This is a genomic window from Pseudomonas sp. SC3(2021) (assembly GCF_019856535.1).
Lineage (GTDB): Bacteria > Pseudomonadota > Gammaproteobacteria > Pseudomonadales > Pseudomonadaceae > Aquipseudomonas > Aquipseudomonas monsensis.
In genome coordinates this window covers 5,940,772-5,966,885 of sequence record NZ_CP082236.1, presented here as the reverse complement: position 1 = coordinate 5,966,885, position 26,114 = coordinate 5,940,772, and the positions used below count along the sequence as shown (strand labels likewise).

The 26,114-nt window shown below is 58.8% G+C and carries 23 protein-coding genes and 1 tRNA gene; 11 read left to right on the top strand and 13 right to left on the bottom strand.

The features are described from left to right. Window positions 1–78 precede the first annotated feature (78 nt). From K5Y35_RS26415 to K5Y35_RS26405, 3 genes are all read right to left on the bottom strand, one after another. Entirely contained in the window at window positions 79–1,050 is a 972-nt protein-coding gene (locus K5Y35_RS26415) for a magnesium and cobalt transport protein CorA (RefSeq protein ID WP_123467346.1), read from the bottom strand. A gap of 133 nt (window positions 1,051–1,183) precedes the next feature. Beyond that, window positions 1,184–1,906, bottom strand: a complete 723-nt coding sequence (locus tag K5Y35_RS26410; RefSeq protein ID WP_123467344.1) for a 1-acylglycerol-3-phosphate O-acyltransferase — start codon at window positions 1,904–1,906, stop codon at window positions 1,184–1,186. 218 nt (window positions 1,907–2,124) lie between these two features. Beyond that, window positions 2,125–2,814 (bottom strand): crotonase/enoyl-CoA hydratase family protein, encoded by a 690-nt coding sequence (locus tag K5Y35_RS26405; RefSeq protein WP_123467342.1) that lies wholly within the window; start codon window positions 2,812–2,814, stop codon window positions 2,125–2,127. 295 nt (window positions 2,815–3,109) lie between these two features. Here K5Y35_RS26405 and K5Y35_RS26400 point away from each other — a divergent pair. From K5Y35_RS26400 to K5Y35_RS26365, 8 genes are all read left to right on the top strand, one after another. Beyond that, window positions 3,110–3,199: transfer RNA gene (locus tag K5Y35_RS26400), tRNA-Ser, on the top strand. A 251-nt stretch (window positions 3,200–3,450) separates the two neighbouring features. Beyond that, on the top strand, window positions 3,451–4,914 hold the full coding sequence (locus K5Y35_RS26395) for a hypothetical protein (protein WP_128616399.1): 1,464 nt from the start codon (window positions 3,451–3,453) through the stop codon (window positions 4,912–4,914). A gap of 110 nt (window positions 4,915–5,024) precedes the next feature. After that, window positions 5,025–5,636 carry an adenylyl-sulfate kinase gene (gene cysC / locus K5Y35_RS26390; protein ID WP_410055908.1) on the top strand — a complete coding sequence of 204 codons (612 nt, stop codon included), beginning with the start codon at window positions 5,025–5,027 and terminating at the stop codon, window positions 5,634–5,636. Between the two features lie 105 nt (window positions 5,637–5,741). Beyond that, complete coding sequence (locus tag K5Y35_RS26385) at window positions 5,742–6,062, top strand: YbjQ family protein (RefSeq protein ID WP_222833346.1); 321 nt, start codon at window positions 5,742–5,744, stop codon at window positions 6,060–6,062. A gap of 328 nt (window positions 6,063–6,390) precedes the next feature. Beyond that, the gene (locus K5Y35_RS26380; RefSeq protein WP_123467335.1) at window positions 6,391–6,579 is read left to right on the top strand and encodes a hypothetical protein; all 189 of its coding nucleotides are present in this window, start codon (window positions 6,391–6,393) and stop codon (window positions 6,577–6,579) included. Window positions 6,580–6,901: 322 nt separating this feature from the next. Beyond that, complete coding sequence (locus K5Y35_RS26375) at window positions 6,902–7,270, top strand: bacteriocin (RefSeq protein ID WP_123467333.1); 369 nt, start codon at window positions 6,902–6,904, stop codon at window positions 7,268–7,270. A 133-nt stretch (window positions 7,271–7,403) separates the two neighbouring features. Next, window positions 7,404–7,829, top strand: a complete 426-nt coding sequence (locus tag K5Y35_RS26370; RefSeq protein WP_123467331.1) for a YMGG-like glycine zipper-containing protein — start codon at window positions 7,404–7,406, stop codon at window positions 7,827–7,829. A gap of 121 nt (window positions 7,830–7,950) precedes the next feature. Then, window positions 7,951–8,121 carry a hypothetical protein gene (locus tag K5Y35_RS26365; RefSeq protein WP_185015817.1) on the top strand — a complete coding sequence of 57 codons (171 nt, stop codon included), beginning with the start codon at window positions 7,951–7,953 and terminating at the stop codon, window positions 8,119–8,121. A gap of 254 nt (window positions 8,122–8,375) precedes the next feature. Here the strand turns inward: K5Y35_RS26365 and K5Y35_RS26360 are convergent, their stop codons facing one another. Continuing rightward, complete coding sequence (locus tag K5Y35_RS26360) at window positions 8,376–8,684, bottom strand: contact-dependent growth inhibition system immunity protein (RefSeq protein ID WP_222833345.1); 309 nt, start codon at window positions 8,682–8,684, stop codon at window positions 8,376–8,378. After that, window positions 8,674–13,461, bottom strand: a complete 4,788-nt coding sequence (locus K5Y35_RS26355; protein ID WP_222833344.1) for an RHS repeat protein — start codon at window positions 13,459–13,461, stop codon at window positions 8,674–8,676. The genes K5Y35_RS26360 and K5Y35_RS26355 overlap by 11 nt, the downstream gene beginning before the upstream one ends. A 247-nt stretch (window positions 13,462–13,708) precedes the next feature. Here K5Y35_RS26355 and K5Y35_RS26350 point away from each other — a divergent pair, with 247 nt between their 5' ends. Then, the gene (locus K5Y35_RS26350; RefSeq protein WP_123463679.1) at window positions 13,709–14,404 is read left to right on the top strand and encodes an HAD-IA family hydrolase; all 696 of its coding nucleotides are present in this window, start codon (window positions 13,709–13,711) and stop codon (window positions 14,402–14,404) included. Window positions 14,405–14,479: 75 nt separating this feature from the next. Here the strand turns inward: K5Y35_RS26350 and K5Y35_RS26345 are convergent, their stop codons facing one another. After that, entirely contained in the window at window positions 14,480–15,226 is a 747-nt protein-coding gene (locus K5Y35_RS26345; protein ID WP_123463677.1) for a 3-oxoacyl-ACP reductase family protein, read from the bottom strand. Window positions 15,227–15,352: 126 nt separating this feature from the next. On the opposite strand from K5Y35_RS26345, the gene K5Y35_RS26340 reads away from it, so the two are divergent. Beyond that, complete coding sequence (locus tag K5Y35_RS26340; protein WP_128614917.1) at window positions 15,353–16,279, top strand: LysR family transcriptional regulator; 927 nt, start codon at window positions 15,353–15,355, stop codon at window positions 16,277–16,279. A 131-nt stretch (window positions 16,280–16,410) separates the two neighbouring features. Here K5Y35_RS26340 and K5Y35_RS26335 read toward each other — a convergent pair whose 3' ends face one another. From K5Y35_RS26335 to K5Y35_RS26325, 3 genes are all read right to left on the bottom strand, one after another. After that, a complete protein-coding gene (locus K5Y35_RS26335) occupies window positions 16,411–17,139 on the bottom strand; it encodes an aspartate/glutamate racemase family protein (RefSeq protein ID WP_222833343.1) in 729 nt (242 codons plus the stop codon). A 54-nt stretch (window positions 17,140–17,193) separates the two neighbouring features. Next, a complete protein-coding gene (locus K5Y35_RS26330) occupies window positions 17,194–18,732 on the bottom strand; it encodes an NCS1 family nucleobase:cation symporter-1 (RefSeq protein WP_123463673.1) in 1,539 nt (512 codons plus the stop codon). Between the two features lie 516 nt (window positions 18,733–19,248). Beyond that, window positions 19,249–19,983, bottom strand: coding sequence for a phosphoadenylyl-sulfate reductase (locus K5Y35_RS26325; protein WP_003223260.1), 735 nt, complete (start codon window positions 19,981–19,983; stop codon window positions 19,249–19,251). Between the two features lie 163 nt (window positions 19,984–20,146). On the opposite strand from K5Y35_RS26325, the gene thrH reads away from it, so the two are divergent. Beyond that, window positions 20,147–20,764: a bifunctional phosphoserine phosphatase/homoserine phosphotransferase ThrH gene (thrH, locus tag K5Y35_RS26320; protein ID WP_123463671.1), complete on the top strand. Its 618-nt coding sequence runs from the start codon at window positions 20,147–20,149 to the stop codon at window positions 20,762–20,764. An 87-nt stretch (window positions 20,765–20,851) separates the two neighbouring features. On the opposite strand, the gene pabB is transcribed toward thrH, so the two are convergent. From pabB to K5Y35_RS26300, 4 genes are all read right to left on the bottom strand, one after another. Next, the gene (gene pabB, locus K5Y35_RS26315; protein WP_222833342.1) at window positions 20,852–22,195 is read right to left on the bottom strand and encodes an aminodeoxychorismate synthase component I; all 1,344 of its coding nucleotides are present in this window, start codon (window positions 22,193–22,195) and stop codon (window positions 20,852–20,854) included. An 813-nt stretch (window positions 22,196–23,008) separates the two neighbouring features. Next, window positions 23,009–23,995: an alpha-L-glutamate ligase-like protein gene (locus tag K5Y35_RS26310; protein WP_123463668.1), complete on the bottom strand. Its 987-nt coding sequence runs from the start codon at window positions 23,993–23,995 to the stop codon at window positions 23,009–23,011. After that, entirely contained in the window at window positions 23,995–25,530 is a 1,536-nt protein-coding gene (locus K5Y35_RS26305; RefSeq protein WP_128613972.1) for an inactive transglutaminase family protein, read from the bottom strand. Before K5Y35_RS26305 ends, K5Y35_RS26310 begins: the two co-directional genes overlap by 1 nt. 5 nt (window positions 25,531–25,535) lie before the next feature. After that, window positions 25,536–26,072: an ATP-dependent zinc protease gene (locus tag K5Y35_RS26300; protein ID WP_007916436.1), complete on the bottom strand. Its 537-nt coding sequence runs from the start codon at window positions 26,070–26,072 to the stop codon at window positions 25,536–25,538. Window positions 26,073–26,114: the final 42 nt, after the last annotated feature.

The following is a 26,114-nucleotide window of genomic DNA, read 5'->3' as shown; positions in this document are numbered from 1 at the left end:
CCACTTGGATCTTCGTATCGACAAGGATCAATGTGAGAGCGAGCCTGCTCGCGAATTGTCCGGACAACGCGGTCCCTGCTACAGCCACCCGGAACGTTTGAAACTCGCCCACAAACCCACACACCCCACTGCGATAAACCCCAGCACGCCGAAATAGCCGTAATGCCAGCTCAACTCCGGCATGTTCTGGAAATTCATCCCGTAAATCCCCGCCACCGCCGTCGGAAACGCCAGAATCGCCGCCCACGCGGCAAACTTGCGTTGCACCACGCTCTGTCGTGAGGCCTCCAGCAGAACGCCAATCTCGATGGTCTGACTGGCAATGTCCGCCAGTGTGGTCAGGTCTTCCATCTGCCGTGTGACATGAATCTGCACATCGCGAAAATACGGGCGCATGTTCTTGTCGATGAACGGAAAGCTCAGCTTCTGCAGCTCTTCGCCGATTTCCACCATCGGCGCTGCGTAGCGGCGCAAGCGCAACACGTCGCGCCGCAGGCCATGCAGTTTTTGAATGTCATGCTCGTTCAGTGCACTGCACAGAACATTGCGCTCCAGCTCATCAATCTCGGCGTGGATCGCTTCGCCCACCGGTTGATAGTTTTCGATCACGAAATCGAGCAGCGCATACAGGACGAAATCTTCCCCGTGCTCCAGCAACAGCGGACGCGCCTCACAACGCTGACGGACATGGGCGTAGGACGCCGAGTGGCCGTTGCGTGCGGTAATGATGTAGCCCTTGCCGGCGAAGATATGCGTCTCGATGAACTGCAGGACGCCATGTTCACGGACAGGCGAGTAGGTGACGATAAACAGAGCGTCGCCAAAGGTTTCCAGCTTCGGCCGGCTGTGTTTTTCCAGGGCATCTTCGATCGCCAGTTCGTGCAGGTTGAACTGACGTTGCAGGTTGGACAGTTCCTGTGCGTTCGGCTCTTCGAGGCCGATCCAGACAAAATGGCCAGTCTTGGCGGCCCAGGCAGCGCCTTCATCGAGCGTAATATTGGAGACTTTTTTACCCGCGCTGTAGACCGCAGCAGCAACAACTCGACCCATGATGGTGGTTCACTTCTTCTTGGCAGGTGACGGGGAATACAAGGCTTCAGCTTAGCCGTGTCGTTGCTTGAGAGTCAGTGAAATCTGCACAGTTCACCGGCAAAAGAAAACCCGCACGGGGCGGGTTTCTTTTTCACGCAGCCTGGAGCTGGCGATCCATCGAGTCGATGCACTCGCGCATCTGCTCGCGACACTGGTTGATCAGCATGGGCATGTCGTCCATGGTCAATCCGGCTGTAGGAATTGCCGGCAGCGAGCGTATGAGAACTTTCCCGCTTTGCCAGCGATTCAGGCGCATGTGCTTGATGTAACTGCTGACACACACCGGAACAATCGGCACACCGGCGGCAATTGCCATCTGGAACGCGCCTTTCTTGAACGGCAGCAACTCTTCGCCCAGATTGCGCGTGCCTTCCGGGAATACCCAGATCGACGTGTCTTCATTCTGCAGCGTGTGGGTGGTGGTGAGCATCGACTGGCGCGCCTTGTGGGCGTTGCCACGGTCGATCAACACATTGCCGGCCAGCCAGAACAACTGGCCGAACAGTGGTACCCATTTCAGGCTCTTCTTGCCAATGCACACCGTACGGCGTGGCACGACATTACCGAACACGAACAGGTCGTAGTTGGATTGATGGTTGGCAATGATCACGCAGCTGTCCGGCTTGTTCATCAAGGCGCTGACGTCGGATTTGACGCGCAGGCGCAAAATGCACATCGCCGGCAAAGCGTAAAGGCGCGCGCACAACCGGCTGTTGTCCGGGTTGAACGGGCGGCACAACCCGAGGATCACTCCGAGCACGCCAGCCAGAATAAAGTGCAGGCCCATCAATAACATACGAAACACGAACAGCATTTTCAGGCCCCACCGGGACAAAAGGTGGCGCAGTGTACGGATGTGCACTGTTTTCGGCAATTGTCGCTATAGAGTCCGGAGATAGCCGATGTTTAAGCGCATGTTTCCGAATGGCTTGTCAGACGCGTCCTAGAGCTACCACGGCGTTTTCAACCGCGTGCGCAAGAAAAAGCCCGACACGGCGGTCGGGCTTTGCATTGGTTGCTGCGGGCCAGGGATCAGCCCAGATGTTCCTGGTCCAGGATGATTGCGTTATCCAGAGTCTCCAGCAGCGCTTTGCGTACTTTCAGCTTGGTGTTCTTGTGCGCAGTCATGTTGATCTTCTTCAACTGACGCGCAGCGGCCAGAGCGGCACCTTGCAGCTCCTCGGCGGCGACGACTTTGTCGAGGAAGCCGGCATCCACCGCGCTCTTCGGATCGAACATCTCACCGTTGATCACCGAGCGGTGGAAGGCCGAACGCCGCAGGCGATCTCGGGCCAGTTCGATACCGGCATGGTGCATGGTCATGCCGATCTGCACTTCGTTCAGGCCAATGCTGAACGGGCCGTCGACACCGATGCGGTAGTCAGCGGACAACAGAATGAACGCACCCTTGGCTACCGCGTGCCCCGGGCAAGCGACAATCACCGGGAACGGGTGAGAGAGCAGACGACGGGCCAGGGTCGAACCGGCGGTCACCAGTGACACGGCTTCTTTCGGGCCGGCGGTCATCACTTTCAAATCATAGCCGCCGGACAGAATCCCTGGCTGGCCGGTAATGATCACAATGGCACGATCAGTCACTGCCTGATCCAGCGCCGCGTTGAACGCCGCAATCACGTCCGGGGAAATGGCATTGACCTTGCCGTTGTTCAAGGTCAGGGTCGCGATACCGTCTTCGAGGTGGTAGGAAATCAACTCACTCATGACGCTATTCCTTGTAAGAAAGATGCGCAGACGTTACCCACCACCGCAGGCCAGGTAAAGCGCCGTGACTGACCCGCCAGTCACCGTTTGCGAGTGAATCCGGTATAGCGCGCCGTTCTGCTTCTATATAGAAGGGCAGCGCTTACCGAAGATTGGCCGGTTTGCCATGGCCCGTCGGCGCGGCGAACGACGTTATCTCTTAACCGCATGAAAATTCTGAAAAAAAATTTGCCATCGGCAAAGCTTTCGACTACATTAGCGCGCCTCGACAGACAGAACATGTTTGAAGAGATACGGTGAAGTGTCCGAGTGGCTTAAGGAGCACGCCTGGAAAGTGTGTATACAGGAAACTGTATCGAGAGTTCGAATCTCTCCTTCACCGCCAAATTCGATTCTCAAGAAACCCCGATCTCGAAAGAGGTCGGGGTTTCTTGTTTTCCGCACCTGAATAGCCCTGGGCTTCTGTCTAAGCATCCGCGAGACCGCAGGTCGTCGCTCTACTCCCTATCGGCGCAGGCCGATCACGGGCCGCTTTCGTTGAATAATTTAACCAAGCAGTTAGAATCGGCGCACGAATGGCTCTGCGTTACGCGCTGCATCGAAGGGTCGAGATTGGCATTACTGAGGTAGAAAGTAGTGGAACCACTATTTGCAGTCGTCGCGACGACAGGGTATTTGCTGTTGGTCGAGGTGCACTCTCGAAAGGTTATCCCGCTTGAGAATGAGCGCACTGAATACTACGGCGTTTCGTGGTTTCCCGGCAGCAAGGATTTTGTCTTGTCCCATTCAGGGCTGGATAACGTAAAACTGAAGGACATTCAGACTTACGCGACCTCTGAAGTAGGCTTCCTCTCTCACGGCTCTTTCCAGTCCGAAACGTTCCTGTCGGAACCGCACCAGGTGCTCTGTGCATCTGATGGTCGGGTGGTTTGCACCAACACCGGGCGTAACGCGATCACGGTGGTCGATCTGGCAAAACCTGGGCACTACCAGGAAAAACGTTTGAGCAACGTGCGCTGGGATCGTTTGTCGCTGGAAGAAATCACCGGCGATCATCTCAATTCCGTATTCGAAAAAGACGGGCACTTGTATGTCATCGCCCACGGTCACCACAACGGTTCGCTGTTGGCAGTTCTGACCTATCCGGGGCTGGAGCTGGTCAGTCTGACGCCGATCGAACGGCGTACGGGCCTGCACAACGTGTGGGTGTCGGACGAAGGGCAGAAAATTGCCTGCCACAGCAACATTGGTGCACTGATCGACCTGGATACCAACGATGTCATCTGGGAATCCGGCAGTCCTATCTACACGCGAGGCCTGGCGGTGTCGTCCGATGTCATGCTGGTGGGGGAAAGCCAGATGACCGGACGGGATCTGCGTCGCAGTTCCATGAGCGGGTTGTGGGTTCTGGAGCGCAATACTTATAAGCCGCTGGACTACATTTGCCTCGGCCCTTACGGCGCAGTCAATGAAGTCCGGTTGTTGAACGTCAAGGACTTTGCGCACCACGGCCATACCTTTCCTTTCGTCTCGGAGTTGTACGAAAGGAGCCTGTTCAATCGCAAATCGGAAGAACGCTTAACCGCCTTCCAGCGTTCGCAGAGGATTCAACAGGAGTGGGCGGGAGTAGAACTCGTCTACGGCGTGCCGAAGTTGCTGGAGGACGGCGGTAAAGAAGCCATTCTCGGCAATCTTTGCCTGATCAAGCAAATAGATGACTCGGCACAGGAACAGCGCACTTTGGCGTTCAGCTACTCGCTGGATACGCCTTCCACGGATTCCCACGTGGCGGTGGTGACCTATCAAGGCAATGGTGGCGACACCGACATGAGTGCCCTGTTGATTCAGCCGATCAATGATATCGAGGCCGGGTTGGTCCTGTGGACAAACGACGGAGCGCGCTGGATGCCGGAGCCGGACGTGGGCCTTTCGGGGCTTCCTTATAGCGGCGACATACGCGTGGTCGCGAGCGCAGCGGGTCTGGAGTTTTATCTGAACAATAAATTGCTCATCAACGTAGAGGCGAGCAGATTGCCGCATCTTGGCGGTTCGTTGGGAGTTCGCTGGATTGGCTCTACCATTACCCGGTCTGTTGAATAATCAATCGGCTTGATGGCTGGTTGATTGGCAATCCACGCGTGGCCGGTTGGTCTATGGCCACTCAGGCTGAAGTGTATGGGCTCAGACTCTACCCGAGATGAGGTGTAGGTATGGCAACAGAAAAAATGAATCCCCGGGAAAATATCGTGCTGCACCCGACTCAGGTTGCACAAGTCGACCGAGAGCGTGTTGTTGCTCAGAAGCCCTTCACTATCTGGTTTACCGGGCTGAGCGGTTCCGGTAAGTCGACGCTGGCATTTTCCATTGAAAAGTTGCTGATCGAGAGTGGAAAGCCTGCATACGTTCTGGACGGTGACAATGTGCGTCACGGACTTTGCAAGGATCTGGGGTTCAGCGCAGAAGATCGTTCGGAAAATATTCGTCGAATCGCCGAAGTGGCGCGGTTAATGAATGAGGCTGGCGTCACGGTGATGGTGGCATGCATCTCTCCGACGCGTGAGTGTCGCGAGAAGGCCAGAACAATCATCGGTGATGAACGTTTTCTGGAAGTTTATTTGAGTACGCCGCTGGATGTTTGTGAGCGTCTCGATCCGAAAGGGCTTTACCGAAAGGCCAGAGCAGGGTTGATTCCTGATTTCACGGGCGTGTCTGCGCCTTATGAAGTGCCTGAGGCTCCTGCACTGGTTCTGGATGCAAGTGAGCGCTCCATTGCAGACTGCGTTGAGGCAATCGTCGCCAAAGCCAGGAATTGTGCGCAATAACGAAGTCATTTTCAGTTGTTTGAAGTGGCGATCAGCAAGGCTGAGCACAGGCTCGCTTTTGTTGATCGCCATTTTTTTTCTACACACTCCACAGGGATTGGTCAGATGATTACCACTACAACCCATTCAATCGAGGGGCGCCAGATAACCGCCTATCTGGATATTGTCAGCGCCGAATCGGTGCAGGGCGTCAATGTGATCCGGGACATGTTTGCCGGCATGCGCGACTTTTTCGGTGGTCGCTCTCAGACATTGGAGCGGGCATTGAAGGAGGCGCGCATTCAGGCGACCGAAGAGATCAAGGAGCGAGCCCTCGCGTTGCAGGCGGATGCGGTGGTCGGGCTGGATTTCGAGATCAGTATGCCGGCCGGTAAGGGCGGTATGGTTGTGGTGTTTGCGACCGGGACGGCGGTGAAGCTGCGCTGACACTGATCTGAAGTTTGTGCCTGGTAGATTTCGTCATAGCCATTCATGTCCCGCAGCCACTGATCATCAGAGCTGAAAGCAGTAGGGCACCGGTTCTCCTGGATATGTTCGCGAATCCTTCGCAGTGAGGCGGGAGTGCCTGAATAGCTCAACTGCAACTGCGAGCGCCCCTCCATTTTTTGAATTTTTGCGGGCCATTCGTCGGGCATCAGCCGATCTGAATCACAAGTCCGGTAATGACCGGCTAGTCTCAAAAGTCTTGGAGGTCGATATTTTTTCAGGCAAAAGGATTTTTGCCGGTGTCGACACATTACGAAGGGGCGAAGGTATGACTGATCCGTATATCGAAGACGATGGCGCTGAATTCCCGTTCAACAACTGTGTGCGATGCGGCCAGACGGAATATCAGTCGGGATTCGGCGAAGACCCGGTGCAGACTGGCAAGATCAAGGCGACGGCACCCAAGGGGCTGAAGGCGAAATTTTTACCCCGGGTTGCGAACCGCGCCCGAAAATAGTCCGACCGCGAACAACCCCGTCATGAACGGGGTTTTTGCGTTTTATGTATGTCCAGGGAAATGTCCTACAGATGATTGAAGTGTTTGAAGGCTTTTCACAAACTTTTCACGCCGCTCAAAGTAGGGTGAAGCCATCCGTTAGAAAGCAAGTCTCCAGCCCGTCTCCCCAGCGGGCTTTTTTTTGCCTGCGATAAAACCTTTTCCAGAATCGCTGTCCAATCGGCGCCAAGTGCGCGCGGCTGCCGGATTTCGTCTGGACTTTTGCGTTCATCCGGCATTAAATCCTGGCCCTTTTTTGTCATCCCGATTTGTGAGGTTTGTCATGCGTTTAACTCTGCCTGCTCTGGTTCTGGGGCTTCTGGTTGCTCAAGGTGCAGTGGCCGGCGAAGGCACTGCTGCACTCGGCGGCGGTCTGGGTGGTGCGCTGGGTAATGTCGTCGGCCAGAAAATGGGCGGCAGCACCGGCGCAGCAATTGGCGCCGGTGTCGCAGGCGCGGCGGGCAGTGCGATGGCCGCTGGCAAGGGCAGCCGGACCAAAGCTGCCATCGGCGGCGGTGTCGGTGCGGCCGGTGGTTCGGTGATCGGCAACAGCCTGGGCGGCAGAAATGGCGCGACCATTGGTGCCGGTCTCGGTGGTGCTGCCGGCGGTGCCGTGGGCGCCAACCTGGCCAAAGGTCACAAGCGTCACTGAGAGTGAACGCTTGTCAGAAAAAGCCCGACTCAATGTCGGGCTTTTTCGTGGCTGAACGTTTTCCCAGGAAATGTCTCTAATTGATATAAGCCCTGTGGGTATACCGTCCCGGTTCGGGAACTGTGAGGTTCAAATGCGTTTGTCATTATCTGCACTGTTTTTCGGATTAGTGATCGCTCAAGGCGCAATGGCCGCCGGAGATGGCAGCGCTGCCGTCGGTGGCGGACTGGGCGGTGTGCTTGGTAACGTGGTCGGTGGCCAGCTCGGCGGCAGCACCGGTGCAGCGGTCGGCGCAGGTGTCGGTGGCGCGGCGGGCAGCGCGGTCGGAGCGAATAAACACAATCGCACCGAAGCTGCCATTGGTGGTGGTCTCGGCGCAGCGGGCGGCTCAGTGCTGGGTAACAGCCTGGGCGGCTCCACCGGTTCTGCCATCGGTGCAGGTTTGGGCGGCGCGGCCGGTGGTGCAGTGGGCAACAACATGGGTGATGACGGCGGAAAAGCCCATTCTGGTGGTGGCCACAAGCACAATAAGTACAAACATAAAAACCGACATCATTGATCGAATATCGAAAACCAACCCGGCCCGGCGCCGGGTTTTTCGTTTCTGGCGGTCGGATGCTGGAACGATTGGCTGTAGGGCTTTTCGAAGGTAATACACTCACCAGACGCAGAGGTTTGCCATGACTCCCGAAACTGAAGGCAAGGAAGAGAAGGGCCCGAGCGGGTTGCCGTTTATCAATGATCCGGGGAACGAGGACCCGGGGTCGTTGATGGACGATGCAACGGTGCCGTTGAATGATTCCGATGATGCTTTGGATGAGGAGTATGAAGAGGAAGAGGATGAGCAGTGATTGCTTGTTCTTTTGATACAAGCTGGTAGTGATGCTTTTTCATTTTCGGGGCCTGGATTCTGTCAGGCCCTTTGGACGTTTTGGGATGGGTTGTGAGAAGGACGATGATGTCGATGAAAAACGGAGTATCCATCGTCTTCGCCTGCGGGTCTGTTAGGGCAGGATGAATTGAGGTTGGAGGATGCGCAGGCACAGGCGTTGTGATCAGGAGGGAACAACTGCATCGACTTCAGCCTCTCCTCAATATTCAGATATTAATTTTTGGGGGGCTGGCGGAGCATTACAAGTACATGCTTCAACCACGTAACTCCATCTTGCCATTCGTGCCAATAACAGTAACTGCACCCCATCTCTATCAATAAAAAATCTCGCATATGTTCTTCTGTTAGATCAAGCGCCGATACAGCTTCAGTTTCTTTTATTACATCCAGAATTACGCAAGCTTCAGAATCAGCAATGAACGATTTAACGACGTCATCAGCGACATCAAACTCACTCATCCAGTCTTCATGAAAATAAGCTCCGAGGAATTGAAATAGCTGAGGAAACTCTTCATTTGTCATTTACAAATCCCGTCAAAATAAAGTATCCGAGCGGCGACTTCGCCTCTCGCTGAAGCACTAACCTGATGCTGAATAATGGCTCTAATTTGCCACTCTTTCGCACAATACCCACGCCAGCGGGAGCCGAAACCCTCTCATTGATAACAAACCTCTGCGCCTTGCCTTTTAAAAACTCATCAATTTTTTTCTGATTATTTCTCATGACATTTGACAGTGCGGCTTCAGCTTCAAAACGATCAGGAAATGTTGATGCTATGGGTATGTTCGGTTCTGCCTGTAGTCTAGCTCGCAGTTGAGCTTCAGACCTTTCTACATGCTTCGCTATCACATGCCCACCTCGAGACTCGTGAGCGTTTAACCCACCTCCGGGGACTATCTCACTAAATGGGCCGTCAGCCTGTATTGCTCCCGGACATGGAGTGCAACTCAACCCCAACGGATCCACCCACCCCGTCGGATTCGGCACGTACTGGTACTGATTCAACCCTCCGGCCAGCTTCACCGGATCGGGCGTCAGATACCGCCCCAGCCGCGGGTCGTAATACCGGTGGCGGTTGTAATGCAGTCCGCTCTCCGCATCGAAATACTGCCCCTGAAACCGCAGCGGCTGGTCCAGGTAGTCCTCGCCGGCCAGGGTGATCGCCGCGACTTTGCCGTAGGCGTCGTATTGCGCTGACCAGACGATTTCGCCGCTGTAGTCGGTCAGTTCCTGCGGCGTGCCGAGGTGGTCGAGCTGGTAGTAAAACGGGCAGGCCTTTTTCGGGCCTTTGCCGTCGAGCAGCGCCAGCGGGCGGAAGGTGCCGGGTTCGTAGACGTAGCTGCGGTGCTGGGTTTTGCTGCTTTCGGCGACGAGGTGGTCGCCTTGCCAGAAGTACTCGGTGCTGACGCCGTCGACGGTTTTGCGGATGCGCCGGCCGAAGGCGTCGTAGCGATAACTGGCGGTTTTGCCGTCGGGGCGGGTCAGACCGATCAGGCGGTGCTGGCTGTCGTAGCGGTATTCGGTGACCAATTGCTGGTCGCGGCCACGGCGTTCGCGGATCAGGTTGCCGAAGGCGTCGTAGTCGTAATGGCGGTCGCCCTGCATCAGCAGGCGGTTGCCCCTGATTTGTGTCGGGCCGGGGCGGTCCTGCATCAGCAGGTTGCCGGCCGGGTCGTGGGCGAAGGTTTCCGGCAGTTCGTCGCGCGAGTGGCGCACGCGGATCAGCCGGTCGAGGGCGTCGTAACCGTAGGTGCGCTGGCCGTGGCGGCTGTCGGCAATGTGCTCGAGGTTGCCGTTGGCGCTGTAGGCATAATCGCGGCGGAACAGCGAAGCGTGCTGATGGCCTACAGCGTGGGCGAGTAAACGGCCCTGGTCGTCGTAGGCATATTCGCTGAGCAGCAGGCCTTGCTGGCGTTGTTGTTCGCGACCGGACTGGTAGACATGGCGGGTCAGCGATGCGCCTTTGAGGTCGATGGCGGTGAGCGCGCCGCCGTTGGCATAGTGATAGTCGAGCTTGCTGTTGTCCGGCAGGCGCTGGCGCTTGAGCTGACCGCAGGCGTCGTAGGCGTAACGCAGGGTGCCCCAGCCCTGATGCTCGGTGATCAGCCGATCCTGCAGGTCGTATTCGAAGGCCAGCGGATGTTTTTGCCCGTCATCGACGCCCACCAGACGCCCGAGGCGGTCGTAGCGGTATTCGACCTTGACCCCGTCGGGCAGGGTCTTGATCAGCAGGCGCCCGGCGGTATCGCGCTCGTAAGCGGTGACCCGCGTCGAACCGTCATCGCCGAACTCGGTCTTTTCCAGCAGATGCCCGTTGAGGTCATAGGCATACGCCGTACGGCGGCCGTCGAAGCCGGTTTCCTGTCGGATCAATCCGGTGGACGTGTAGTCCAGGCGGTATGTTTCCCCAGACTCGTTCTCGATCTCGGTGAGCAACAACTGCGCATGGTCGTAGCGGTACTGCACCCGCGTGCCGTCGGGGTTGATCTTGCGCGAGACCAGGTGCAGGTCATCGTCATACTCGTAGCGGGTGATGCGCCCGAGTTCGTCACGCTCGGCGGTGACCTGACCGTAGGCGCCGTAGCTGTAGGCGCGGGTGGCACCGGTAGGCGCCGTCGTCTGAACCAGCCGGCCCAGTGCATCCCACTGCTGGCGCGTGACAGCGCCATGTTCGTCGCACGTGGTGGTCCGTCGCCCCAGCGCATCGTAGGAAAAGCGCCGCACGCCGCCGTCGGGCAAGGTCTCTTCAACGAGCTGGCCGAGGTCGTTCCAGCCCCGCACATGGCGGCTGCTGTCCGGGTAACGGATCGACAGTAACCGCCCACGGGCGTCGTAGTGGTAATGGGTGACATGGCCGTCAGGATCGACCGCCTCGGTGACATCGCCCTGGGCATTGCGCCGCCAGGTCCACACCGCCTCGCCCCGTGCACGGCTGTGCAGGAAACCATTACGGTATTCGTAGGACGTCGGCTCATCGTCCGGCGCAAGCAGCGCCACCAGCCGTCCGGCCTCGTCGTAGCGGTATTCGGTGATCGCGCCTAACGCATCTTGCTCGGCGATCAAGCGCCCCGAGGAGTCGTAGGCCTTGAGCTGTTCGCCACCGTTGGCCTCGACCTTGCGCACCAGGCGTGCGCGGTCATCGTGGACGTAGGTTTCCTCGGTGCCATCGACGTAATGCACCGCCACGCTGCCGTCGTCGTTCCAGACATAACGCGTGTCCACCTGCGAGAACGACGCCCAGTGGCGCACGCAGCGAGCCGCCTTGCCGGACCGCTCCCACTCCCAGAAGAAACTGGCGCCACCGGTCAATTGCCGTTGCAGGATGACGTGTTGATCGTCGTAGTCGTAACGCTCGCTGTCGCCGGCGGCGTTGGTTGCCTCGATCAGTCGCTGTTGGGCGTCGTAGCGGTAACTGACCAGGGGCTGTTCGGTGTGCCAGTCACCTTCGCGAAAAATCTGGTACTCGACACCGATCAGATGCGCACGCTCATAGCGCAACAGCAGCGACCGACCCGCGCCGTTATCCAGTCGCTGAACCCTGTCAGACCGATCCCGGAAAACACGCAAACGGTTGTCGTACGAATCGCTGACCGCCGTCAGCCGCTCGGCGCGAAAGTGATAAAACCGCGCCGCGTCCCCGGCCAGCGCGAGGACTAACTCCTCCGGCTCTTCGCCGAGAAAAATCGCCGCCCGCGACAGGCTGTTGTGAATCGCCGGCCGTTCAACGCTGGGCAACGGAAAGCGTGTGCGGCGGTTTTCGTGATCGACCCAGACCACCACATCGCCATCGAACTCCAGCCGATGCGCCAGCGAATGACTCCAGCCAAAGCCCAGGCCGAGGTCGATCTCGACTGCGCTGGTGCGGTACAACCGGGTGAACTCGAACGGCAGCAAGCCATCGAGCGTGCCATCGGTCAGGGTCAGCAGTTCTTCGCCGGTGACCATCGACACCGGACAACCATTGGTGCAGGTGCGCGACACGCAATCGGCGCTGTCGCCGTTGGGGTTTTTCGCTTGAGCGAGGGCGTCATCATGCAGTTCATGGCGTTCGATCCGGCTCATGCCACGGGACTTGTCTCGCGCAAGCGGCGCCGGATTGGGCACCGACAAGACCAGCGAATCAGCCTGGCGGATGTTCAGCGGGATCGACGCCGTCGGTTTCAACGGCACATCACGCACATTGACCACCAACGGTTTCAGCACGCCTGCATGCGAGTTCAAGTCCCTGGTGGCGGTCAGCTCAGCCAGGCGCAACGCAGAAGCCGCCAGCCATTCCCGCGTCCGCGGCGATTTGATCTTCGCCAGCACTTTGTTGCTCAAGCGCAGCGACACACCGACGCCGCCGGACACGCGCACCAACAGAAAACTGATCAGCAGTTCGACCCGCACCTCCGCCACCACCTCGGCGAGGTGCTGCGGCGGCAACATCTTCAGCCAACTGGTGAACGCGGCCAGATGGATGAACAGCAGCGGTTCGTCGCTGAGGAGCAGCAGGCCGTTGGCAATGGCTTCGCTGGAGGCTTGCAGCAGCGCGTCCAGTTCGGCATCGGTCAGGTACTCCAGCAGCTTTTGGCTATTGGCCTGCAGATCGGCGAGGAGGGCGAAGACTTGTTTGATGTCATCCCATACCCGCTGCAGAGCATTTTCGAATCCACGCCAGTCCGCCTGTTGCAACTGGCCGTAACGCTCAGCGAACCCGGCACTGGAAAACTCCGCCCACAGTGGCTGGAAGCCTGCCCATTCCGAGCGTAACCAGCCTTCCAGCTCGTCGAGAATGCCTTCATAAGAGGCATACAGTGCGCGGACATGGGCGGTAGAAACATCGGGAAAGAAGGTGATGCGATAACGCTGGCCCCGGTCGCAGTCGCTCACCTCCAGAATGCCGCTCGGGCCGATGGTATGGCGCAGCGGTTCGCCGAAGCTCAGCACCCCGTCGACTTCGGCAATCACCGGTTCGAGCATCACCGGGGTATCGCCGATCGGGACAAAGCGTGCGGCTTCGAACATATGCACCAGGGTCAGCGGGCCTGCGGCGGGGCACATGACCACGGATGAACTGATGGGCTCTCGACGGTTGATCGGTGCACTCAGGCGTACATCGTTGCCGACCGTGAACACCTGCTCGATATCCAGCACCGATCCGGTCCAGAACTGCTCGGCCCAGGCCTCGTAGTGGTTGAGGCAGAGGCGAAACTCGCGGATCAGGTTTTCAAAATCCGGACGGTCCGGATTCAGGGCGGCAACCACCAGCAGGCCGATGCTGTTGTTCAGGGCCAGAAGCCGATCGGTTTGGAACATTCGCAGGCACTCGCGCACGTGAAAGAGGTGCGCGGACTTTGCGGGGGATCAGAAGGGAAAGAAGTCGGGCAAGTAGGCAATATCTGTAGGACGTTTCGTCAAATTAATGCGAGTTGTTCATCGCCGCAGAGAGCGTTGCCCGTTGCTCAATGTCGGTTGTGCTCGTTATGCTGCTGAACCCTTTAATCAGATCCGAGCAGCGGCATGCCCTTTGCCGCCCGGGATGTCTTTGATAACGGATCCGATGATGAATGCACCGCTGAAGACGTTCGGCCCGATCAAGGCCGTGATTTTCGATATGGACGGTTTGCTGCTGGACACCGAGGGCATTTACACCGAGGTCACCTCGTTGATTGCCGAACGCTACGGGCGAACCTTCGACTGGAGCGTTAAACAGAACATCATTGGTCGCGGTGCCAACGATCTGGCGAACTACGTGGTGCAGGCGCTGGATCTGCCGATCTCCGCCGAAGAGTTTCTGCTGATCCGCGAGCCACTGATGCGCGAGCGTTTTCCCAAGGCCCAGGCCATGCCGGGCGCGCAAGAGCTGATTCGTCACCTCAAGGCGCACAACATTCCGATTGCCGTGGGCACCAGTTCCTCGCGTCAGTCGTTCGGCCAGAAAACCACGCTGCACCGCGACTGGTTCGCGCTGTTCGACTTCATTGTGACAGCGGACGATCCGGAAGTCGGTGCGGCCAAACCGGCACCGGATATCTTCCTCACAGCGGCCCGTCGCCTGGGTGTCGCGCCGGAAGATTGTCTGGTGTTTGAAGATTCACCGTTCGGCGTGACCGCCGCCAAAGCGGCGGGCATGACTGCCATCGCCATTCCCGATGCCGCCATGGCCGATGAGAAATACGCCCACGCCGACGGGATTCTCCGGTCGTTGAAAGCGTTCACGCCGAGTGCCTGTGGCTTGCCGGCGCTGGATTGGGCCTGATCAGGCTGCGAACAAAAAACGCCGCCCCTCTGTTGTAGGAGGGGCGGCGTTTTTTTTACCGGCGACTCAGAAGTATCAGGCGCCGAAACCACCGTCGATCGTCAGGCTGGCACCGGTGATGTAGCCGGCTTCGGGCCCTGCCAGATAAGCGACGAAACTGGCGATTTCTTCGGCTTTACCGTAGCGACCGACAGCCATCAACGGAATCAGGCTTTCGGCAAAGTCACCGTGCGCCGGGTTCATGTCCGTGTCGACCGGGCCGGGCTGCACGTTGTTGACGGTGATGCCGCGAGGGCCAAGATCACGTGCCAGGCCTTTGGTCAGACCGACCAGCGCCGATTTGCTCATCGCATACACACCGCCACCGGCGAAGGGCATGCGGTCAGCGTTGGTGCTGCCGATGTTGATGATGCGTGCGCCTTCACCCATATGTTTCGCGGCTTCCTGGGAGGCGATGAAGACACTGCGAATATTGATTGCCACGGTCTGGTCGAAATCTTCCAGTTTGAAATCTTCCAGGGGGGCTACGGCCAGTACGCCGGCGTTGTTGACCAGGATGTCGAGGCGACCAAACGCTTCGACAGTGGCGCTGACGGCATGCCGGATGGCGGCGGCGTCGGCGCTGTCAGCCTTGATCGCCAAGGCTTTGCCGCCAGTGGTGGTGATGCTGTTCTGCAGTTCTTCGGCTTTTGCGGTGGAGCTGACGTAGGTGAATGCGACTGCAGCGCCTTCGGCGGCCAGACGTTTGACGATGGCAGCGCCGATGCCACGGGAACCGCCTTGAATCAGAGCGACTTTGCCGCTGAGGAGTTGAGTGGTCATGTTCGATCTCCAGAAAGTTGAAGGCGGAATGCCTTGGTGTTGGAGCCGAGTATCGGCCTCGCATCGACAACCGTGTAGACCCTGATTGCTATAGTCTGTGTAAACCAGAAGTTTATAGTGGCGATCATGGAAACCTTCAGCAGTATCGAATGCTTCGTGCGCAGCGCCGAAGTCGGCAGTTTTGCCGAGGCCGCGCGACGCTTGAGCCTGACCCCCGCAGCCGTCGGCAAGAGTGTCGCGAAGCTTGAGGGGCGGCTCGGTGTACGGCTGTTCCAGCGTAGTACACGCAGCCTGACGCTGACCGAGGCCGGTCAGCTGTTTTTGAGCCAGGTCAGTGGCAGTCTGACGACGATTCAGAATGCGGTGGCCAATCTGTCGAGTGTGGAGGGACTGCCGGCGGGGACGTTGAAAGTCAGCATGGGCACGGTATTCGGGCGCTTGTACATCGTGCCGTTGTTGCAAGAGTTTTTGCGTCGGTTTCCGGCGATCAACCCTGACTGGCATTTTGATAACCGTCAGGTCGATCTGATCGGGCAGGGGTTCGATGCGGCGATTGGCGGGGGCTTCGAATTGCCCCAAGGCGTCGTCGCACGCAAATTGGCACCCGCGCATCGCGTGTTGGTGGCGTCTGCGGACTATCTGCAAAAGCACGAGGCGATCGTCGAAGCGGATGACCTGCAACGTCACGATGGCATCCTGATTCGTTCGCCGCAAACCGGCCGGGTGCGCTCCTGGCAGTTGATCAGTAGCGGCAGTCAGCTCTGCCAGCCCTTGACCCTCAAAACGCGAATGACCATGAGTGACTCCGAAGCCGCCTGCGCCACGGCAGCACAAGGGCTGGGGATCGCGCTGGTCAGCATGCCGTTTGCCGTGGGTTACCTCGAGGCGGGCACGTTGCAGCGCGTGCTGCCGGACTGGTACATCGATGACGGCAACATTTCGATCTACTACGCCGAACATAAATTGTTGCCGGGCAAGACTCGGGCGTTTGTCGATTTTGTGATTGAGCAGTTTGCGGAGCGGGGGTTGGCTCGGCGGTTCAGTGCTTTCTGAGTTTGGCTTTTGATCGAGTTGCGGCCATCGCGGGCAAGCCACGCTCCCACAGGTTCTTTGTCGTTCACATAATGGTGAACAACGCGAACCCTGTGGGCGCGTGGCTTGCCCACGATGAACGATAACGCGGTCTAGCGAGCAAACCGCCCCGGCCAGCCCACAATGTTTTTCGGCCTCGGCGTCGCATAAGTCCGCACCTTCGAGGTCGACAACCGCAGCCGCACCAGCGATTCGGCGATGGTCACCGCCGCCGTCACGCCATCGACCACCGGCACCCCGGTGCGGCGACGAATCTGTTCATCCAGCCCGGCCATCCCGCCGCAGCCCAGGCAAATCACTTCGGCCTTGTCTTGCGTCACCGCCAGTTCTGCCTGATGCACGATGGCTTCCAGTGCGCGGTGCGGCTCATGTTCCAGTTCCAGCACCGCCAGACCGCTGGCCCGCACCGATGCGCAGCGGTCCCACAGGCCGGACAACTTCAGCCGGTCTTCGATCAGCGGCACCGTGCGATCCAGGGTGGTCACCACTGAATAGGCGTGGCCGAGAAACATCGCCGTACTCGCTGCCGCATCGGTGATGTCCACCACCGGTACGTTAAGCAATTCCTGCAAGCCTTCACGGCCATGCTCGCCGTAGCCGGCCTGAATCACCGCGTCGAAGGGTTGATCGTAAGACATCACCCGATCCATCACGGCGATGGCAGCCAGGTAACTTTCGAAGTTGCCTTCCACCGAGTCGGCGCCGAAAAACGGTGTCAGGCCGACGATTTCCGTACCGGGTGACGCGACAGCCTGAGCCGAGCGGGCGATGGCCTGGGTGATCGATTCGGTGGTGTTGACGTTGACCACGAGAATGCGCATGGGAAGTCCTTATAGCGGGCAGTTCTGCGGCCCGAAAACCGGGCCGCGAGGAAGTTAATGGCTGACGTTGTCGACGGCGATGGCTTCGCCGCTGACGTCGGCGTAGTGCGGCTGACGCTGGGCGATGATCAGGTAGAGCATCGCGGCAATGCCGGCGCCCACTAGCCAGGAGAACGGCGAGATGCTGTGGAAACCCGGCACCAGCGCCAGGACGATGGCGATCAGCGCCGCGGGAATGAACGCCGCCACGGCACGGATATTCACCCCGCGGCTGTAGTAATAAGCGCCGTTGGGGTCTTCGCTGTACAACTGCGGGACGTTGATCCGGCCTCTGCGGATCAGCCAGTAGTCGACCATGATCACTCCGTACAGCGGACCGAGCAGGGCGCCGAGGCCGGAGAGGAAATACACGATCACTAACGGGCTGTTGTAGAGGTTCCACGGCAGGATCAACACGGCGATGGTCGCGCTGATCAGCCCGGCGCGGCGGAAGGTCAGGTACTTTGGCGCCAGATTGCTCAGGACAAACGCCGGGGCGACGAAGTTGGCCATGATGTTCACCGCGACGGTGACAATCAGAAACGCCAGGCAGCCGAGCACCAGAAAGAATGTGTTGGGAATCGACGCAATGATTTCAGTCGGGCTCTCGATCACCCGTCCGTTGATCTGGAACTGCGCGCCACACAGCAGCACGGTGATCGCCGCGAACACCAGAATATTCACCGGCAAGCCCCAGAAATTGCCGACCTTGATGGTCTTGCGGCACGGCGAGGATCGGGCGAAATCGCAGAAGTTGAGAATCAGCGTGCCGTAGATTGCCAGCCACAACGCGCCGCCGGCAAAGATGTTGCGCCACATTTCGCCACCGGTCAGTGGTTCACGGATCGACCAGGCGATGGTTGCATTGGCCTGGGTATACATCCACGCGGCGAGGGCGGCGACGGTCAGCAGAATCACCGGCCCGGCGAAGGCTTCGTAGCGACGAACCATTTCCATGCCGTAGGCGAGGATCGCCAGTTGCACGAACCAGATCGCTACGAAACATACCCAGCCCAGGGACGACAATCCGAGGATCGAGTTGTGGTCGTACTCGGCGAAGCCTGGGTGAATCGCCGTCAACAGCACGCGAAACACCACCGACGCCAGGTACGTCTGGATTCCGAACCAGGCGATGGCGATCACCGCCCGGATCAGCGCCGGAATCTGTGCGCCGTGGATGCCGAAACTGATCCGGCTGATCACCGGAAACGGCACCCCGGTTTTCTGTCCCATGTAGCCGGACAGGTTCATGAAGAAGTACACCAGCGCCGCACCGATCCCCAGCGACAGCAGAATCTGCCAGCCCCCCAGGCCCAGCGCATAGAGTCCGATGGCGAACGAGTAGTTGGCGATGTTGTGCACATCGTTGGTCCACAGGGCGAAGATGCTGTATTTGCCCCAGCGCCGACCTTCGGCCCGGGTCGGTGCCAGATCGCTGTTGTGCAGGCGGGGACTCAGTTGTAACGGTTCGGTCAGGCCATCGTCGGGCAATGGCTGATCGAGGGCAGAGGCGGGCAGATTCAGCGCGATGTTGTTGGAGAGACTTGTACGCATTCCGGCAGGCTCCTGATGGACGGGGCCGCGATGACTGTGCATGAGCCCGGGGCTCGACAAATCTTCGTCGCGGCCAGCAATCATCACTGGTTACGGGGCATCTGCAGCCTGTACGGGATAGGGCGCTTCAGGCTTGCGGATCGAAAGTGTGGGGTCATGTTTTGCAGTTTTGTATACAAAACATGTATGCACTAAAGCCAGATCTGTGCCAGTTAGCGATCTATGCGTAGCAGTGCTCATTTCGAAAAGTTATCGACAAGCGCTAAGTGTTTGAAAATAAGTGGTTAAAAATTGACCGACTGAACAGGTATTTATTTTTGGCGGGGGATTTCGCCAGCGAGTGACGAGAAAGGATTTTCAGGCGGGATGTAACTTTTCAGGGCGTGGAAACAAAAAAGTGCACACATAAATGGCACCGACGGTGACATTTGTGTGTACACATTCTTGATGTTTCCGCACAGCACTGTAGGAGTGAGCCTGCTCGCTCCTACAAGGGGAGATCATTTAGGCAGGAATTTAAGCCTTGCTGATGATATTCCCCGCATGCAAACCGCATTCTTTCTGCGTCGCTTCTTCCCACCACCAGCGGCCTTCGCGTTCGTGCTGGTTCGGCAGCACAGGACGGGTGCAGGGTTCGCAGCCGATGCTGATGAAGCCGCGTTCATGCAGGCTGTTATAAGGCAGCTCAAGCATGCGGATGTAGCCCCAGATCTCTTCGCTGGTCATCTGTGCCAGCGGGTTGAACTTGTACAGGGTGCGTTCTGGCGTAGAGAACGCGGTGTCGATTTCCAGCACCGCCACGGCGCTGCGGGTGCCCGGGCTCTGGTCGCGGCGCTGGCCGGTGGCCCAGGCTTTGACGCCGGACAATTTGCGGCGCAGCGGCTCGATCTTGCGAATGCCGCAGCATTCGCCATGGCCGTCCTTGTAGAAACTGAACAGGCCTTTTTCCTTCACGAACGGTTCCAGTTTCGTGTAGTCCGGCGACACCAGTTCGATGTCGATCTTGTAGTGCTCGCGCACCTGATCAATGAACCGGTAGGTTTCCGGGTGCAGGCGGCCGGTGTCGAGACTGAACACCTTGACGTTCTTGTTGAGCTTCCAGGCCATGTCCACCAGCACCACATCCTCGGCGCCGCTGAACGATATCCACAGCTCGTCGCCGAACTCGGCAAACGCGAGTTTCAGGATGTCCTGCGCGGATTTGTTGGCATAGGTCGTGGCGAGTTCCACGACGTCGAACGTTGGGCTCATCAGGGCGGCTTCCTACAGGTCGGTGGCGCTGGGCGCTCTATATGGCGGCGATGTTAACAAAAAGCGGCGGGGTACGGGGTGGTCGCTGCGTTGCGCCGTGGCGGGGGAGTCGCTAGAGTTCGGGCTCGCTCGATTCAATAATCAATACAAACGGGAGTGTCTTGTGGAAATTGCTTGCCTGGATCTTGAAGGGGTACTGGTACCGGAAATCTGGATCGCCTTTGCCGAAAAAACCGGAATCGACTCCCTCAAGGCCACCACCCGGGACATTCCCGATTACGACGTGCTGATGAAACAGCGTCTGCGCATCCTCGACGAGCACGGTCTGAAGCTTTCGGATATTCAGGAAGTGATCGCCACGCTCAAGCCGCTGGACGGCGCGGTGGAGTTCGTCGACTGGCTGCGCGAGCGCTTTCAGGTGGTGATTCTCTCGGACACCTTCTACGAATTCTCCCAGCCGCTGATGCGACAACTGGGCTTCCCGACCTTGCTTTGCCATCGTCTGATCACTGACGACAGCGGGCGGGTGACCAGCTATCAACTGCGTCAGAAAGATCCCAAGCGTCAGTCGGTGCTGTCGTTCAAGAGCCTGTACTACCGGGTGATTGCGGCGGGGGATTCGTATAACGATACGAGCATGCTGGGTGAGGCGGACGCCGGGATTCTGTTCCACGCGCCGGACAACGTGATCCGGGAGTTCCCGCAGTTTCCGGCGGTGCATACGTTTGCCGAGTTGAAGCAGGAATTCCTCAAAGCTTCCAACCGAGAGTTGAGTTTGTAGTCGTCTGAAAAGACGCCATCGCGAGCAGGCTCACTCCTACAAGGGAACGTATTCCAAATGCAGGAGTGAGCCTGCTCGCGATAGCTTTTAGAGGTTTTGCAGGGTTTCCAGGAGGATCTTCACTTTGGTAATCGACTCCTGATACTCCGCCTGCCAGTCCGAATCAGCCACGATCCCGCCGCCGCCCCAGCAACACACCTGCCCATCCTTGACCAGCAGACTGCGAATGGCGATGGAGCTGTCCATCTCGCCACGCACGTCCAGATACAACAGCGACCCGCAATACAATCCACGCCGGGTCGGTTCCAGTTCGTCGATGATCTGCATTGCGCGAATCTTTGGTGCGCCGGTGATCGAGCCGCCGGGAAAGCTGCCGGCGATCAGGTCCAGAGCGTCGCGATCCTGCGCCAGTTCACCGGTTACGCTGCTGACCAGGTGATGCACGTTGGGATAGCTTTCCAGGCTGAACAGCTCCGGTACCCGCACCGAGCCGATGCGGCAGGTGCGGCCGAGGTCGTTGCGCAGCAGGTCGACGATCATCAGGTTCTCGGCGCGATCCTTGGGGCTGGCCAGCAGTTCGGCGGCATTGGCCGCGTCTTCGGCGGGCGTCAGACCACGGGGGCGGGTGCCTTTGATCGGGCGGGTTTCGACCTGGCGCTGGCTGACTTTGACGAAACGCTCCGGCGACAGGCTCAGCACCGCGCCGCCGTCGGGCAGGCTCTGGAAGCCGGAAAACGGCGTCGGGCAGGCTTCACGCAACGCGCAATAAGCCAGCCACGGATCGCCCTGACAGGTTGCGCGGAAACGCTGGGCGAAGTTGACCTGGTAGCAGTCGCCGGCCTGGATGTATTGATGAATGCGCTCCAGCGCCTGGCGATAGTCATCGGCCGACAGGTCGGCGGTCATCGGCGTGTTCAGCTTGAACGGCGTCAGCGTGGCGGCGGCCGATTGACTGAACAGGCTGATCAGGCGTTGCCGCTCACTGTCGGCCAACGACGGGTGAAAAACCAGTTGGCTGGTGGCCGTCTGGTGATCGCTGATCAGCGCCCAGTCGTACAGGCCGAAGCGTGCGTCTGGCAGTTGCAGATCGTCCCGGGCCTGGCTCGGCAACTGTTCCAGGTGCCGGCCGAAGTCGTAACTCAGATAGCCGATCAGGCCGCCAGCGAACGGCAGCTCATATTCCGCCGGCAGCTGCGCCTGGCCCAGACGAGTCAGATTGTCCCGCAGGCGTTGCAGGAAAACGCTGCCGCTTTCGTCGGGCAACACCGCCAGTTGTGCCAGTGGCCAGGCGCTGAGCAGGTCATAGCGACCACGGTCGGCACTCGGCCGGCCGCTGTCGAGCAACACGGCGCCGGGGGCATGACGGATGGCCGCGAAGTAGTCGGCGGGATTGGCGCGGTAAGGCAGCGGGTGTACGGAACAGGTCAACATGGGCGGGGCAGATCGGCCATCGAGGCGGGGTAGGGATTGTAGTCCTCTCCGCTGTCAGATCAAAATCAAAAGCCTACCCCCTCACCCCAGCCCTCTCCCCCAAGGGGGGCGAGGGGGAAGGGAGCAGATCTTCATGCTTTTCAAAGCCTGAGTTCGACTCAAGACTTTCAGGTCGGCGTATTTCCAGCGTCCACCTCGGTCAGTCCCCTCTCCCTCAGGGCGGCGAGGGGGAAGGGAGCAGATCTTCATGCTTTTCAAAGCCTGAGTTCGACTCAAGACTTTCAGGTCGGCGTATTTCCAGCATCCACTTCGGTCAGTCCCCTCTCCCTTTGGGCGGCGAGGGGGAAGGGAGCAGATCTTCATGCTTTTCAAAGCCTGAGTTCGACTCAAGACTTTCAGGTCGGCGTATTTCCAGCATCCACCTCGGTCAGTCCCCTCTCCCTTTGGGCTGCGAGGAGGAAGGGAGCAGATCTTCATGCGTTTCAAAGCTTGAGTTCGACTCAAGACTTTCAGGTCGGCGTATTTCCAGCATCCACCTCGGTCAGTCCCCTCTCCCTCAGTGCGGCGAGGGGGAAGGGAGCAGATCTTCATGCTTTTCAAAGCCTGAGTTCGACTCAAGACTTTCAGGTCGGCGTATTTCCAGCATCCACTTCGGTCAGTCCCCTCTCCCTTTGGGCGGCGAGGGGGAAGGGAGCAGATCTTCATGCTTTTCAAAGCCTGAGTTCGACTCAAGACTTTCAGGTCGGCGTATTTCCAGCATCCACCTCGGTCAGTCCCCTCTCCCTTTGGGAGAGGGCTAGGGTGAGGGGCTTTTCAGCCTTCCACAGCAGGAATATGCCCAAACATTTCCTGGGTAAACGCCACTCGTTCCTCAACCGACTCCGTCACCCCACGCGCTTTCAGCGCTTCCAGGTGCGCCTCGACCGCGTGCGTACGCTGGGTCAGCCCGCAATCGTTGGCGATCTGGATATTCAGCCCCGGCCGCGCGTTCAGCTCCAGAATCAGCGGGCCTTTCTCTTGGTCCAGCACCATGTCCACACCGATGTAACCCAGCCCGCACAGCTCGTAGCAGCCGGCGGCGAGTTTCATGAAACCGTCCCAGTAGGGCAGTTGCACGCCATCCACCGCGTTGGTGGTGTCGGGGTGTTTGTTGATGATGTTGTTCAGCCAGGTGCCGCGCAGGGTCAGGCCGGTGGCCAGATCGACACCGACGCCGATGGCGCCCTGGTGCAGGTTGGCCTTGCCGCCGGACTGGCGGGTCGGCAAGCGCAGCATGGCCATCACCGGGTAGCCCATCAGCACGATGATGCGGATGTCCGGCACGCCTTCGTAACTGATGCTTTTGAAGATCTGATCCGGGGTCACTCGGTATTCGATCAGTGCACGGTCGCGGTGACCGCCCAGCGAATACAGACCGGTGAGAATGCTCGAGATGTGGTGCTCGAGTTCTTCGTGGGCGAGGATCTTGCCCGAGACCGTGCGATAGCGGCCCTCGAAGCGGTCGGCGATGACGATGATGCCGTCACCGCCGGCACCCTGGGCCGGTTTGATGACGAAGTCGTTGTGCCCGCCGATGATCGCGTCGAGCTTGTCGATTTCCTTCTCCGTGGAAATCACGCCATACAGCTCCGGCACATGAATGCCGGCTGCGATGGCGCGCTCCTTGGTGATGATCTTGTCATCGACGATCGGGTACAGGCTGCGCTTGTTGTACTTGAGCACGTAGTCGGCGTTACGCCGATTGATGCCCATGATGCCCCGCGCCTCCAGAGCCTTCCAGGTCTTCCAGAAACCGAACATCAGTGATCAGCCTTGTTGACGAATGCCTTGAAACGCACCAGTTCAGTCAGGCGGTAGCCGCGATAGCGACCCATCGCCAGCATGAAACCGACCATGATCAGCAGGATCGCCGGGAAGGTGAACACGAAGTACACCAGCTCCGGCACGGTCATGATCAGGTGTGCCAGCGAGGCGGCAAACAACGTACCGATCGCCACTTTCATCGCATGGCTGGCGCCACGTTCTTCCCAGGTGATCGACAGGCGTTCGATGGTCATGGTCAGAATCACCATCGGGAACAACGCAACAGACAAGCCGCGCTCCAGGCCGAGCTTGTGACTGAACAGGCTGATGGCCGCGATCAACACCACGACAAAGGTCAGCACCACCGACAGGCGCGGGAGCATTTGCAGCTTCAAGTGTTCCAGATACGAACGTAACGACAGGCCCAGCGCGGTGATCACGGTAAACAGCAGAATGCCGAAGCCCAGCTGCGTTTCGCGGAAGGCCAGGGCAATCAGCACCGGGGTGAACGTGCCGAGGGTCTGCAGGCCGATCAGGTTGCGCAGGATCAGGATCACCAGCACGCCGATCGGGATCATCACCATGATCATGAACGTCTGCTGGGTCTGCAGCGGCAAGCCGTACAGCGAGTATTCGAGGAAGTTGGCGTCGGTGTTTTCGTCCGTCAGCTTGGCCAGACGAATCGCGTTCATCTCGCTGTTGTTCAGGCTGAAGGTCACGTTGGCTTTCTTGCCGCCGTCAACGGTGATCAGGTTCTCGTCACCGGTCCACCACAGCAGACGGTCGGTCGGCAGGCCTTGCTCGCCGGTTTCCGGGTTGAAGTACAGCCAGTCGTTGCCGTTGAAGCTGCGCAGCCACAGTTCCGGGGTTTGCGGTTGATCGGCAACGAGGCGGATGGTGTGGACTTTTTCCACCGGCACGTGGGCGATGGACAGCAGCAACTCGACGATCTTCGCCTTGTGTGGCGTCGACGGGTCGCCGGCCAGCAGCAGTTTGACGTTGTCGTCGTTGACGTTGTTGACCCGCTTGATCGCCTCGCCAATAAAGGTTTCGACGTCGGCCGAGTGCTGGCGGATCGGTGCGAGCAGGGCTTCGGCGGCGATTTTTTCCGGGCCTTCGATGGCGATGCTGTCGCGGAAGGTCGGGCCTTTGATCTTGGATTTTTCGGCGGTGTAACGCTTGGTCAGGACCAGACGGTAATAAAGGGTCTGGTTGCCCTTGGCCCGGCGCGCCGACCAGGTGACCTTGCGGTTGCCGTCGACGCGGTTCACGGCGACGCCATAGTTATTGGAAATGAAGCTTTCGTTGAGGCTGACGTAGTCGCGGCTCAGGGGCGGCACGAACATCTGGATCTTCACCGGATCCTTGGTGCTGGCGACGAACTCGACCTTGGCGTCGATGTTCCACAAGTCGTCGGTGGCGTCTTCGGTCACCGGAATCCCGAGCACGAAAATCTGATAGGCCGTAACCGAAACGCCCAGCAACACCAGAATGGTGATCAGGATTTTCAGGTGGAAGGTTAGAGAACGCATGGAAATTACTCGGCGGTATGAGCGGCGATGGTGCAGGCGGGTTTGCCGGCAGCGTATTTAAGACTGGGATCGACCAGCGCATCGAAGCGTTTCAGCGCCTCGGAGCCAATCAAAAGCGGATATTGGAACGCACTACGGTCGGTCAGGTTCACTTCGATGCTGCGCAAAGCCGAACCCATGCAGATGTCCAGCTCGATGACCGGGCGGGCAGTGTACTTTTTGCCTTCTTCCGGGTCGTAGTCGCCGGCGCGGCGCTTGATCTTGCTGACCCGCGCCAGCGGCCGTTCGATCGGGTGCGAATGCGCGGCGTCGATCGCCAGATAAAAGCGTACCCACGACTCGCCGTTGCGTTTGAAGCGTTTGATGTCGCGGGCGCTCAGTGATGCGGTTTTCGCACCGGTGTCGAGTTTGGCTGCGACTTCCAGATTGATGCCATCGAGCGACGCGTATTCGTTAAGGCCGTACACGGTTTTTTCCCCCGCTGCGGCGAGGCCGGGCAGGCAAAACAGAGCAAAAAAGGTGGGGAAGGGCTTGAGTCTCATAAATCCTGGTGCGCAGCGTTCCGTTCTCGGTTCAAGGGCTTG